The 12431-nt window shown below is 72.1% G+C and carries 11 protein-coding genes; 9 read left to right on the top strand and 2 right to left on the bottom strand.

The window, feature by feature from the left end; translation table 11 throughout:
* Positions 1 to 118 precede the first annotated feature (118 nt).
* The 7 genes from proC to SACE_RS33520 all read left to right on the top strand — a co-directional run bounded on the left by proC (position 119) and on the right by SACE_RS33520 (position 7796).
* Positions 119 to 931 (top strand): pyrroline-5-carboxylate reductase, encoded by an 813-nt coding sequence (gene proC, locus SACE_RS33545; RefSeq protein ID WP_009943972.1) that lies wholly within the window; start codon positions 119 to 121, stop codon positions 929 to 931.
* Between the two features lie 335 nt (positions 932 to 1266).
* Positions 1267 to 1491, top strand: a complete 225-nt coding sequence (locus SACE_RS33540) for a helix-turn-helix domain-containing protein (protein ID WP_009943973.1) — start codon at positions 1267 to 1269, stop codon at positions 1489 to 1491.
* A 179-nt stretch (positions 1492 to 1670) separates the two neighbouring features.
* Positions 1671 to 1772, top strand: a complete 102-nt coding sequence (locus SACE_RS37035) for a 30S ribosomal protein bS22 (RefSeq protein WP_003402602.1) — start codon at positions 1671 to 1673, stop codon at positions 1770 to 1772.
* Between the two features lie 299 nt (positions 1773 to 2071).
* The gene (locus SACE_RS33535) at positions 2072 to 3103 is read left to right on the top strand and encodes an NAD-dependent epimerase/dehydratase family protein (protein ID WP_009943974.1); all 1032 of its coding nucleotides are present in this window, start codon (positions 2072 to 2074) and stop codon (positions 3101 to 3103) included.
* Positions 3104 to 3128: 25 nt separating this feature from the next.
* The gene (locus SACE_RS33530; protein ID WP_009943975.1) at positions 3129 to 4250 is read left to right on the top strand and encodes a lysophospholipid acyltransferase family protein; all 1122 of its coding nucleotides are present in this window, start codon (positions 3129 to 3131) and stop codon (positions 4248 to 4250) included.
* A gap of 436 nt (positions 4251 to 4686) precedes the next feature.
* The gene (locus SACE_RS33525) at positions 4687 to 7173 is read left to right on the top strand and encodes an ATP-dependent Clp protease ATP-binding subunit (RefSeq protein ID WP_009943977.1); all 2487 of its coding nucleotides are present in this window, start codon (positions 4687 to 4689) and stop codon (positions 7171 to 7173) included.
* Positions 7174 to 7205: 32 nt separating this feature from the next.
* Entirely contained in the window at positions 7206 to 7796 is a 591-nt protein-coding gene (locus tag SACE_RS33520) for a hypothetical protein (RefSeq protein WP_009943979.1), read from the top strand.
* A gap of 239 nt (positions 7797 to 8035) precedes the next feature.
* On the opposite strand, the gene SACE_RS33515 is transcribed toward SACE_RS33520, so the two are convergent.
* Together SACE_RS33515 and SACE_RS33510 are read right to left on the bottom strand one after the other, a co-directional pair.
* Complete coding sequence (locus tag SACE_RS33515) at positions 8036 to 8899, bottom strand: HAD family hydrolase (RefSeq protein WP_009943980.1); 864 nt, start codon at positions 8897 to 8899, stop codon at positions 8036 to 8038.
* Positions 8900 to 9119: 220 nt separating this feature from the next.
* The gene (locus tag SACE_RS33510; RefSeq protein ID WP_231850120.1) at positions 9120 to 9779 is read right to left on the bottom strand and encodes a sigma-70 family RNA polymerase sigma factor; all 660 of its coding nucleotides are present in this window, start codon (positions 9777 to 9779) and stop codon (positions 9120 to 9122) included.
* 503 nt (positions 9780 to 10282) lie between these two features.
* On the opposite strand from SACE_RS33510, the gene SACE_RS33505 reads away from it, so the two are divergent.
* Complete coding sequence (locus SACE_RS33505; RefSeq protein WP_009943982.1) at positions 10283 to 11815, top strand: AMP-binding protein; 1533 nt, start codon at positions 10283 to 10285, stop codon at positions 11813 to 11815.
* A 71-nt stretch (positions 11816 to 11886) separates the two neighbouring features.
* The gene (locus SACE_RS33500; protein ID WP_009943983.1) at positions 11887 to 12138 is read left to right on the top strand and encodes a glutaredoxin family protein; all 252 of its coding nucleotides are present in this window, start codon (positions 11887 to 11889) and stop codon (positions 12136 to 12138) included.
* The last annotated feature ends 293 nt before the right edge of the window (positions 12139 to 12431 follow it).

Genomic DNA, 12431 nt, shown 5'->3' with positions numbered 1-12431 from the left:
AGGTGTCGCGGCGGGGTGGCTTGTGGTGGCAGACACACTAACGATCGGCGGCAGCGTCCGGGAGGGGCCGGAGAGGGGCTGGCGGGAGCACCCAGCGTGTTCTGGCAGGCTGCTGGGCATGACGACCATCGCGGTACTCGGAGCGGGCAAGATCGGTGAGTCCCTGATGTCGGGGCTGCTGCACGCCGGGAGGTCCCCGGAGGACCTGCTGTTCACCGAGCGCTACCCGGCGCGGGCCAAGGAGCTGACCGCCAAGTACGGCGTCGAGCACGTCGACGTCGCCGGAGCGGTGCGCCGCGCGGACGTCATCGTGGTCGCGGTCAAGCCGCAGGACATCGAGCCGCTGCTGGACGAGATGGCCGCCGACCTGCCGTCGGGCAAGCTGGTGGTGTCGCTGTGCGCGGGTCTGTCGACCGCGCTGTTCGAACGCAGGCTGCCCGAGGGCACGCGGGTCGTGCGGGTCATGCCGAACACGCCGATGCTGGTCGGCGAGGCGATGAGCGCGATCTCCGGCGGCGAGCACGCCGAGGACGAGCACCTGCGGCTGGTCGAGGAGCTGCTGGGCAGCGTCGGGAAGGTCGTGCGGGTGCCCGAGAGCCAGCAGGACGCGGTCACCGCGCTCTCCGGATCGGGCCCGGCGTACTTCTTCTACCTGGTCGAGGCCATGATCGACGCCGGGATCCTGCTCGGCATCCCGCGCGCGGTGGCCGCCGACCTGATCGTGCAGTCCGCGGTGGGCGCGGCGGCGATGCTGCGCTCCGACGAGGGGCACCCGGTGATGCTGCGGGAGGCGGTCACGTCCCCGGCTGGCACCACCATCGCCGGCATCCGGGAGCTGGAGAAGCACGGCGTCCGGGCGGCGCTGATCGACGCGATCGAGGCGGCCAGGGACCGCTCCGTGGAGCTGGGCCGCGCCCACCGCGAGGACTGAGCGCAAGCGGGCGAGCCGAGCGTGGCTGAACCTGTACGGGCGCGCAGAGGCGTTTGAGCCGGTACGGGCGAGCCGCACACGCTGAGCCCGGCCGGCGTGGACGGCCGGGCCGCCTGAACCCGCCCGCGCGCCAGGGCTCGCCGTGCGCGAGCGGCGCGGACGGCGGAGCATCGGTTGCGCGCGTCACCGGCCGAAGCACCAGGCAGCAGCCGGTGTCCAGCGGTTCGATACGTCGCATGCAGCACAGCAGTCCCGCTACTCTCGATGGAGCACGCGCGTGAGTTCTCGCCGGAGGGGAAGCCGGTGACGCGACGCGTGCGGAGGATCGGTGAAGCATGTCCGCGAACTCCGAACCCAGCCAGCAGTCCCCTCCCGGTATCGGCGAGGTGCGGTTCCTCACCGTCGCCGAGGTGGCGAAGCTGATGCGAGTGTCGAAGATGACCGTCTACCGCCTGGTGCACGCCGGCGAACTGCCCGCCGCCCGCGTCGGGCGCTCCTTCCGCGTCGCGGAGAAGGATGTGCACGCCTACCTGGAGCACGCCTACTACAACGCGGGTTGATCGCGCGACCGCGAGTGGCCGAGCACCCCGCGCAGACGGGCCGACGTACCCCGCGTCGTCGGGCCCTCACCCGTGGGCGGGTAAAGTGGCCAGTCGGTCGTGCCTGGTGCCATTGCTCCCGCGGTGCCGCGCCGGCACGTGATGACATCAGTTCCGCCGACGACAGCTAAGGATTCCGCATGGGCTCGGTCATCAAGAAGCGCCGCAAGCGCATGTCCAAGAAGAAGCACCGCAAGCTTCTCCGCAGGACCCGCGTCCAGCGTCGCAAGTTGGGCAAGTGAGCCTTCGCCACCTGCCTCAACCGCCGTCGGCCGAACAGGGCCGGCGGCGGTGGTTTTTCTCGACCGCCCGTTCGGCCCGGTCCGGGAGCCGTCCCACCGGGTGACCCGGTCGTCCAGGGGGAAACCTGATGGTGGCGATGTGGACCCGGCGCCGTTACCTCGCGGACCCGTTTGGTGGAGGATTGCGGCGGTAGCATCGGCAGCCGGGTCGTAGGACTGCCGCAGGACGTGAGCTGCCGGGAGGCGCGAGCGCGCCGCTCCGGGCAGCTCCTCGTAGACGCGGAACGGGGAGGCGCGAGGTGCCGAACGTCGTCCTGGTCACGGGGGTCAGCCGGTTCCTGGGCGGACATCTGGCCGCGCGCCTTGCCGCCAACCCCGCCGTGGAGCGCGTACTGGGCGTCGACACCACCCAGCCCGGCCGCGAGCTGCTCCGCCGGATGGGCCGCACCGAGTTCGTCCGCGCCGACATCCGCAACCCGCTGATCGCGAAGGTGATCGCGACCGCCAAGGTCGACACCGTCGTGCACGCCTCGGTGAACTCGCATTCGAGTCCCGGCGGGCGGGCCACGATGAAGGAAATGAACGTCATAGGCACCATGCAGCTGCTGGCGGCCTGCCAGAAGTCGCCGCTGGTGCGCAAGGTCGTGGTGCGCTCCACCAGCGCCGTGTACGGGTCGAGCCCCCGCGACCCCGCGGTGTTCACCGAGGACATGGAGCCGAAGGACCTGCCGACCTCCGGCTACGCCAAGGACGCTGTCGAGATCGAGGGGTACGTCCGCGGCTTCGGCCGCAGGCGCCCGGACGTCGGCATCACCACGCTGCGCTTCACCAACCTGATCGGCCCGCGCATCGACGCGGTGCTGACCCGCTACTTCGAGCTGCCGGTCGTGCCGACCGTGTTCGGGTTCGACGCGCGGCTGCAACTGCTGCACTCTGAGGACGCGCTGGCCGTGCTGGAGCAGGCGACGATGGGGGACTCCCCCGGCGTCTTCAACGTCGCGGGCGACGGGGTGCTGATGCTCTCGCAGGCGATCCGGCGGGCCGGGCGGATCGCGATGCCGGTGCCCAGCCTGGCGCTGTCGCCGGTGAGCCGCTTCTTCCGCAGCACCCGGTTGGTGGACTTCTCGCCCGAGCAGTTGCGGTATCTGAACTTCGGCCGCGTCGTGGACACGACGAGGTTGCGGGAGCGGTTCGCGTTCACCCCGCGGTGGACGACCCAGCAGGCCTTCGACGACTTCGTGCGCGGGCGCGACCTGCGGCCGGTGATCGCGCCGGAGCGGGTGCGGTCGGTCGAGCGCGGGATCGGCGACGCGATCGCGCGACTGCGTTGAGCGAGTACTGCCCGAGGGAGGGGCGATGGCGGAAGCACGGGTGATCCCGCTGCGCGCGTCGGAGCGGAGGTCCGCCTCCGACGCCGGCGCGCCGGCCGGCGGCGGGCGCGCCGGCTCGGTCCGGTCGAAGGGCTCGTCCGCGCGGGCCGAGGCCCCTGCGGACGCGGCGCCCGACGAGCGGGCGGGCACCGGCGGGCAGGCGCGCGACGTCGGGCCGGACCTCGTCGATGGCCGAACGCCGGAGGACGGTGCGGGGCAGGCCGGTTCCGCCGGCGTCGCCGGCGCCGGCACGGCAGGAGGCCGCCCTGACTGGGAGGACGCGCTGGCCGACGCGCTGGCGTTCACCCGGCGCAGGCTGCTCGGCGACTACAAGGTCGACGAGTTCGGCTTCGACGAGGAGCTGACCGACCAGATCTTCATGCCCCCGCTGCGGCCGTTCTACGAGAAGTGGTTCCGGGTCGAGGCGACGGGCCTGCACAACATCCCCGACGACTCCGGCGCGCTGGTCGTGGCCAACCACTCCGGAACGCTGCCGTGGGACGCGATGATGACCACGGTCGCGCTGCGCGACCACCACCCGGCCGGTCGCCACCTGCGGATGCTCGGCGCCGACCTGGTGTTCCGGCTGCCGGTCGTCGGCGCGCTGGCCAGGAAGGCCGGGCACACGCTCGCGTGCAACCCGGACGCCGAGCGGCTGCTCAGCGGCGGCGAACTGGTCGGGGTGTGGCCGGAGGGCTTCAAGGGCATCGGCAAGCCGTTCCGCGACCGCTACAAGCTCCAGCGCTTCGGCCGCGGCGGTTTCGTGTCGGCGGCGCTGCGCACCGGCGTGCCGATCGTGCCCTGCTCGATCGTGGGCGCCGAGGAGATCTACCCGAAGCTCGCCGACATCAAGCCGCTGGCGAGGCTGCTCGGGCTGCCGTACTTCCCGGTGACGCCGTTCTTCCCGCATCTCGGGCCGCTCGGGGCCGTCCCGCTGCCGTCGAAGTGGTACATCGAGTTCGGCGAGCCGATCGAGACGGCCGGCTATCCGGATGGTGCGGCTGACGACCCGATGCTGGTGTTCGGCCTGTCCGACCAGGTGCGCGAGACGATCCAGCAGACCCTCTACCGGCTGCTCTTGCAGCGCCGGAACGTCTTCCTGGGCTGATCCTCCGGACCGGGACGCGGTTGCCGCTGTCCCCGCGCCGGAACGCACGCACGGGTCCGTCAGCGCTGCGCTGTCGGCGTTGCCGTGGCGGGCGCGGATTGTAAGGCGATCAGCGCCGCGCCGCCTGAGTTGCCGCCGCGGTGATCCCTTGGTCTATTTGTGCTGTTCGGCACGGTCGGCCTGTGGGGAAGGGGGCCGTGCGAACCGTGCCGCACGCCGTGTCCGGGACCTGCTGCGGCAGGCCCCGGCACCGGAACGGCGATCTGAACGCTGCACCGCGCATCCCCCGCGACGGCATCCACTTGCCGTCCGCGACGTGCGAGCGCACGGTTGCGGCAGACGGCCGGACTGCGCGCGGCCGGTCGAGTCCGGGGACGGGGCCGGGCTTTCCGCCTCCGGTCCTCACCGGACCTACTCAGGCTCGGGATGGTGCAGGATGAGCGTTCCCTCCTCCTTCAGTTCCCACGACCCGTTCGCCGAGCTGCTCAACCGGTTCCTCGGCATCGCGCCGACGGCCTCGCCGCCCGCGGTGCAGCGGGTGCCGATCGGCAGGCTGCTCACCGAGGCGGGCACGGAGCTGATCTCCGCGGCCGCCGAGCGGGCCAAGCAGGACGGCAGCTCCGACCTCGACACCGAGCACCTGCTGTGGGCGGCCACCCAGATCGAACCCGCGCGCGGCCTGCTCATCCGCGCCGGAGCCGAACCGGACCACCTGGCCGACCGCATCGCCGAGATCCTGCCGGGCGCCAGCAGCCAGCCCTCGGCCAGCCCGGGGCTGACGCCCTCGGCCAAACGCGCTTTGATCCGGGCGCACGCGCGCTCCCGCGCGGCCGGCGTGTCCTACATCGGTCCGGAGCACGTCCTCGGCGCGCTGCTCGACGACCCGGACGCCGCAGCCGTCAAGCTGCTGCGGTCCCAGGAGATCAACACCGACAAGCTGCGCGACCGCGTGGACGGAGCCGCGAGCGCGGAGGGCATCCCGGCGACCGCCGGACCGAGCGACACCCCGACGCTCGACGACTACGGCCGCGACCTGACCGAGCAGGCGCGGTCCGGCAGGCTCGACATCGTCGTCGGGCGCGGCGAGGAGATCGAGCAGACCATCGAGATCCTCTCCCGCCGCACCAAGAACAACCCGGTGCTCATCGGTGAGCCGGGTGTCGGCAAGACCGCCATCGTCGAGGGCATCGCGCAGCGCATCGCGTCCGGGGACGTCCCGGAGACGCTGGCCGGCAAGCGGGTGGTCGCGCTCGACCTCACCGGCCTGGTGGCCGGCTCGAAGTACCGGGGCGAGTTCGAGGAGCGGCTGAAGAAGGTCATCGACGAGGTCCGCGACGCCGAGGGACGGGTGGTCCTGTTCATCGACGAGCTGCACACCGTCGTCGGTGCCGGGGGCAGCGAGGGCGGCATGGACGCGGGAAACATCCTCAAGCCCGCGCTGGCCCGGGGCGAGCTGCACGTCATCGGCGCGACGACGGTCGACGAGTACCGCAGGTACGTGGAGACCGACGGTGCGCTGGAGCGGCGCTTCCAGCCGGTCATGATCCCGGAGCCGTCGGTCGAGGAGACCGTCCAGATCCTGGAGGGCCTGCGCGACTCCTACGAGGCGCACCACGGGGTCCGGTTCACCGACGAGGCGCTGACCGCGGCCGCGGTGCTCTCCGACCGCTACGTCAGCGACCGCTTCCTGCCGGACAAGGCCATCGACCTGGTCGACCAGACCGGTGCCCGCGTGCGGCTGCGCTCGATGCGCCGCAGCACCGGTGTCCGGGAGCGCCAGGACGAGCTCGCCAAGCTGCGCAGGGAGAAGGACCAGGCGGTCAGCGGCGAGCACTACGAACGCGCCGCCCAGCTCAAGCACCACATCGAGGTCGTCGAGGGCGAGCTGGCCGGGATCTCCGAGCGGCGGGAGGGCGTCAGCGACGTCACCGGCCACGACATCGCCGAGGTGCTCTCGCGGCGGACCGGCATCCCGGTCGCCCAGCTCACCGAGAGCGAGAAGGAGCGGCTGCTGAAGCTCGAGGAGGCCTTGCACGAACGGGTCGTCGGGCAGGAGGAGGCGGTCACCGCGGTCGCCGAGGCGGTGCGGCGGAGCCTTGCCGGGATGGGTGATCCGGATCGCCCGGTCGGGTCGTTCCTGTTCCTCGGGCCCACCGGGGTCGGCAAGACCGAGCTGGCGAAGGCGCTGGCGGGGCTCCTCTTCGGCGATGAGGACCGGTTGGTGCGCTTCGACATGAGCGAGTTCCAGGAGCGCCACACGGTGTCGCGGCTCGTCGGCGCCCCGCCCGGCTACGTCGGCCACGAGGAGGCCGGGCAGCTCACCGAGAGGGTACGGCGCCAGCCCTACAGCGTGCTGCTGTTCGACGAGATCGAGAAGGCGCACCAGGACGTCTTCAACGCGCTGCTGCAGGTCCTGGACGACGGGCGGCTGACCGACGCGCAGGGCCGCACCGTCGACTTCCGCAACACCGTGGTCATCATGACCAGCAACATCGGCGCGAAGCGCATCCTGGCCCACCACGGCTCGGTGGAGACCATCCGGGACGAGCTGATGCAGGACCTGCACAGCCGCTTCCAGCCCGAGTTCCTGAACCGGGTCGACGAGATCATCATCTTCCACGGGCTCGCGCGGGAGCACCTGGCGGGCATCGTCAACCTGCTGCTGGACCGCAGCAGGCGGCTCCTCCGAGCGCAGGAGGTCGACCTGGAGGTCACCGACGGGGCCAAGCGGTGGCTCGTCGACCGGGGCCACCACCCGGAGTTCGGCGCCCGCCCGCTGCGCCGCACCATCCAGACCGAGCTGGACAACCGCATCTCGCACCTTCTGCTCAAGGGCGACGTCGAACCGGGCGACACGATCCTCGCGGCGGAGGAGGACGGCGAGCTGGTCTGCACGCTGGCCCGCCCGAGCAGGGACGGCTGATCGCCCCTTGCGGCGGGTGGCAGCCTGGCCGGGTGAGCGACGACGAAGGCACCCGCATCGGCGAGGAAGCGGCGCGCCGGCTCGCCGAACTCGGTTGCTGCGAGATCGAACCCGGGTTGACCGACGCCGAGTTCGACTGGGTTGAGGCCCGCCACGGCTTCGAGTTCGCCGCCGACCACCGCGCCTTCCTCGCGGTGGGGCTGCCGGTGGGCCGGCCGAGGTCGGAGCGGTCCGGCCCCTGGCCCGACTGGCGAAACGGCGACCCTGGCGAACTGCGCGCGCAGATCGGCAAAGCCGCCGACCTCCTGCTGTGCGACGTCCGGCACGGGCACTGGCGGCGGAGCTGGGGGCCGCGTCCCGATAAGCCGGAGGAGGCGGTCGAGGTGGCGAAGGTGCACGTGGCGCAGGCCCCGGCCATCGTCCCCGTTTACGCCCACCGCTACCTGCCGGCGGGCCGCGGTTCCTACGGCCACCCCGTCCTGTCGCTGTACGGCGCGGACTGCATCTACTACGGCGCCGACCTAGCCGACTACGTGCGCCGGGAGTTCGAGGTGCCGCCACCTCCGCGCGACGACGGCTGGCGACCGCGAGCCACGGTCCCGTTCTGGCGTGACTACCTCTGAGCGGGGAACCAGGTTGCCGCACCGGTCACCGCGGTGGCACTGATCCCGCCAACGCGCCGAACTCGGTGCACCCGTTCGGCTGCTCTCGGCGGATGCATCGCCCGGCCCGGACGTCCATTGTGGACACCGATGCGCGTGGCGATGGCGGGCGACACCCTGATCGGCTAGCAGCCGGCTGTCGGCTGCTGAGCCACCTGAACCGAGCCCTGGGCGGGTACGGGCCCCGGCGGCGTCAGGCGTCAGGAGCGGTCGCGGCGCCGGTAGGCGAGCCCGGCCGCTATCGCCCCGGCGACCGCGCTGGCGCCGGCGATCGAGTTGAGCCCGATCTTGGCCGCCTTGCGGCCGGTGCGGAAGTCGCGGATCTCCCAGCCTCTGGTGCGTGCGATGTCCCGCAACCGCTGGTCGGGGTTGACCGCGACCGCGGTGCCGACCGCCGACAGCATCGGAACGTCGTTGGAGGAGTCCGAGTAGGCCGTGCAGCGCCGCAGGTCCAGGCCCTCGCTCGCCGCCAGCGCGCGCACCGCGTGCGCCTTGGCCCTGCCGTGCAGCATCTCCCCGACGAGCCGGCCGGTGAACACGCCGTCCTCGCTCTCTGCGACCGTGCCCAGCGCGCCGGTGAGCCCGAGCCTGCGGGCGATGATCTGCGCGAGCTGCACCGGCGTGGCGGTGACCAGCCACACCCGCTGCCCGGCGTCGAGGTGCATCTGCGCCAGCGCCCGGGTGCCCGCCCAGATCCGGTCGGCCATCAGCTCGTCGTAGATCTCCTCGCTGAGCTCGACCAGCTCCTGCACCGCACGACCGCGCACGAACGACAGCGCCTGCTCCCTGCTGGCCTTGACGTCCTGCGGGTTCTCCCGGCCGCCGACGCGGAACTTGAGCTGCTGCCAGGCGAACCCGGCCAGGTCGGAGGCGGTCAGGAACTTTCGGGCGGCCATCCCCCTGGCGAAGTGGAACAGCGAGGCGCCCATCATCATCGTGTTGTCGACGTCGAAGAACGCCGCCGCGGTGAGGTCCGGCGGCGCGGCCAGCGAGCCGTCCGGCACCCCGGCTGCGGCGACGGCGGCCTCGGCAGAGGCGCGACCGGCGACCTTGGCGCTGTCCATCGGATCGGGCACGTGAAGATCCTGCTCGCCGTCGTGGCTCGCGCCATCGGCTGAGCCCTGACGTGTCGGCACCGCCGCGCCTCCCGGGGTTCCTCCGGTGTTCGTGTCGTCCTGGTAGCCCAGGGCTGGGATCCGGGCTCGGCACGCCCGAACAGCAGGGCCCTAGCTTAAAGCCTGTGTTCAACCGGGATGCCGTGGCTGTGGCAACTCGCCCGGCTCCTCAGCGCACGTCGTCGGGCAGGAGCTGGGCGAGGCGCCGGATCGCGCGGTGCTGGAGCGCCTTGATCGCACCCTCGTTGCGGTTCATCCGGGCCGCCGTCTCGGTGACCGACAGGCCCTGGAAGAACCGCAGCCGGATGCATTCGCGCTGGTCGGTGTTGAGGCGGCAGACGCTGTGCAGGAGCTCGCGGTTGGTCACCTCGCTGAGCACGTGGTGCTCCGGCCCGACCTGGTGCGTTCTGCGCTGCGACGGCGTCTCGGCCAGGTCGGCGGTGGGCACCTCCAGGCGGTTCCGGCTGGACTTGATGTGGTCGAAGATCAGGTTCTTGGCGATGGTGATGAACCAGGCCGCCACGTCGCGGCCCTGGTAGCTGACCGAGGCGATCCGGCGCAGCGCCCGCAGGAAGGTCTCGCTGGTGATGTCCTCGGCCAGGCAGTGGTCGCCGACCCTGAACAGCACGTAGCGGTAGACGACCTGGGAGTACTCGTCGTAGAGCTTGCCGAACGCGTCGCTGTCGCCTTTCTGCGCGGCGTCGACGTAGGCCCAGTTCTCGCCGGGCCCCTCGGGTTCGGCCGCGGGTGACGTCCCTGGCGTGGCTTCTGGGGCCGGCGCGTTCGCCTCAGCCGGCGTAGCGGGCGCGGGCGCGCCGGTCCGGGGCAGCGTCGCCGTTCCGACGGCTGGTCTGGGCTCGACCGCGCTGGGCACCGGGGTTCGCGCGGTCGTGGCGGGTGCCGCGATGGTCCCCGGCGCCGTGACCCGGTCGGCCGTCTCCGCGAACTCCGGCGACGGCGTCTCGGGCGCGGTGCGCGCAGGCCGGACCCGGGTGGCGTGCCGGGCCGCGATCTGGGTGACCGGGGGTTCGAGCGTGTCCGTGCTGCTCATTTCTCGACCGACCTCCTGCCTTGGGGGCGTTTCGGTCCGGTCTCGGTGTGGAGCACCGAGAGGCGTCGCCGGTTGCGGCCGTGTGGCCGGCTTGCTGTCGATGTTGGGCGGTTGGGGGAGCAGCATACGTGTTGCTACTCATAAGTAGGTAGGCCAAGAGGTAGGTGAATTTGGCACCGAGGGCCATTCGTTACGCACGATCCAGGCGAATTGCTGGGTGATTTCGGCCACTCGTGCAAGACTGCGGCCGACGAGTTCGGCGCGGAAGCGAGGAGGTCGCCATGTCGGCGGAGACGTCCCCGGGCATGAACGGTGACGGTCCCGGCCTCCAGCCGGCGAGCCGGCTGGAGGCCGGCAACATCGCGGACCTGGTGGCGGCAGCCGCCCGCCGCGGGCCCCAGTACCCCGCGCTCATCGATGGTCCGACCGCGCGCCGACTGACCTGGTCCGAGCTGGACGCCGTGGTCGACGGCGAGGCGCGCAGGCTGCTCGCCGCGGGGGTCGCCCCCGGCGACCGGGTGGCGATCCGCCTGCCCACCGGCGTCGCGTTCTGCGTGGCCCTGTTCGGGGTGCTGCGCGCGGGCGGCGTGGTGGTCCCGCTGCCGACGTCCTCACCCGGTCCCGAGCTGGCGCGGATCGTCGCCGACAGCGGCGCCGGGGTCCTGATCGCCGACCAGGACGCCGTGGACGGGGCCGAGGCGCGGGTCCTGCCGCCACCCGAACTGACACTCAGTGCCAAACCTGATCCGGTGTCCGTGCGGACCCGCGGCGACGACCTCGCGGTGCTGTCCTACACGTCTGGAACCTCCGGTCCTCCGCGTGCGGCGATGCTCTCCCACCGCGCGCTGCTGGCCAACGCCCGCCAGTGCGGCAAGCTCCGCCCGATGCCGGTCAACGCCGCCGACCGGGTGCTGCTCGCGCTGCCGCTGTTCCACGTCTACGGGCTCGGTCCCGGACTGCTGCAGGTCGCCTCGGTCGGTGCGACCGCAGTGCTGCTGCCGCGCTTCGACGCCGAGGAGGCGCTCGACGCGATCGTCCGGCTGCGCGTCACGACCGTCGTCGGTGTCCCGCCGATGTACGCGGCGTGGCTCGGTCTCCCGTCCGACCGGCTGCGCGAGGGGATGGCCACGGTGCGCCTGCTGACCTCCGGCGCCGCCCCGCTCGGGCCCGAGGTCGCCGCCGCCGTGCGCGCCGCGACCGGACTCGACGTGTTCGAGGGCTACGGCCTCACCGAGACCGGTCCGGTGGTCACCACGACGCTCGCGGGCGGGCACGCCAAACCCGGCTCGGTCGGCAGGCCGCTGCCCGGTGTCGAACTGCGGCTGGTCGACTCCGACGGAATGCCGCTGGCCGAGGACGACGACGGCGACACCGGCCGGGTCTCGGTGCGCGGGCCGAACCTGTTCAGCGGCTACTGGCCCGACGGCGAGCACGGTCCCGACGCCGACGGCTGGTTCCGCACCGGCGACGTCGGCTACCTGGACTCCGACGGCGACCTGCACCTGGTCGACCGGGCCAGCGACCTGATCATCGTCAACGGCTTCAACGTCTACCCGCACGAGGTCGAGCACGTGCTGCTGGAGCTCGACGGGGTGGTGGAGGCCGCCGTGGTCGGCGTGCCCGACGGCGGCACGGGCGAGGCGGTCAAGGCGGTGGTCGTGCAGGCCGACGGCGCCGGGCTGTCGGCGGCGGACGTGCGCGAGCACTGCGCGGCCAGGGTGGCGAAGTTCAAGGTCCCGGCCGTGGTCGAGTTCGCCGAGTCGCTGCCGCACTCCCCGACCGGCAAGGTCGCGCGGCGGGTGCTCCGCGGCTGAGCCGCCCGGACGCCGCCCGGGCCGGGCGGCGAGAATGGGGGCGAACCCGAGCTCGTGGAGGCGCAGCGAACATGACCGGCACCGCCGCTCACACCGTCACCGTGATGGTCCGGGAGGACTGCCACGCCTGCCACCAGGCCGTCGCCGACGTCGAGCGGATCTGCGGTGAACTCGGCGTCGGCTGGCACGCCGAGGACGTCGACACCGACCCGGACCTGCGCGCCGAGTACGGCGACCGGGTGCCGGTCATCCTGATCGACGACGTCGAGCACGGCTTCTGGAAGGTCGAGGAGGACCGGTTCCGCGCCGCGCTCGCGCGCTGAGCCCACGCGGACAGCCGAGTCCCTCGGCCCCTCCTGATCAGGAGAGGCAAACGCCCAGCACCACCGGAGGCCTCCCACAGGGTGGTGCTGTGGTTCTCATCCCGTCGACCTGGCGCCAGCCCGATCAGACCGTGTCAAGGGGGCCCGCTCGCTCCCCACCGCAGCATGCCTCGAAAACCGGCCTCCTTGACGCGGTCTGATAGCCCTCGTGGAGGTCGACGGGATGAGAACCGCCAACCGCCAACCGCAGCATGCCTCGAAAACCCACTCATCCCGGAGACCTGCCGGGGGCT

The organism is Saccharopolyspora erythraea NRRL 2338 (genome assembly GCF_000062885.1).
GTDB classification, from domain to species: domain Bacteria; phylum Actinomycetota; class Actinomycetes; order Mycobacteriales; family Pseudonocardiaceae; genus Saccharopolyspora_D; species Saccharopolyspora_D erythraea.
This window is presented reverse-complemented; position numbering and strand designations above follow the sequence as displayed.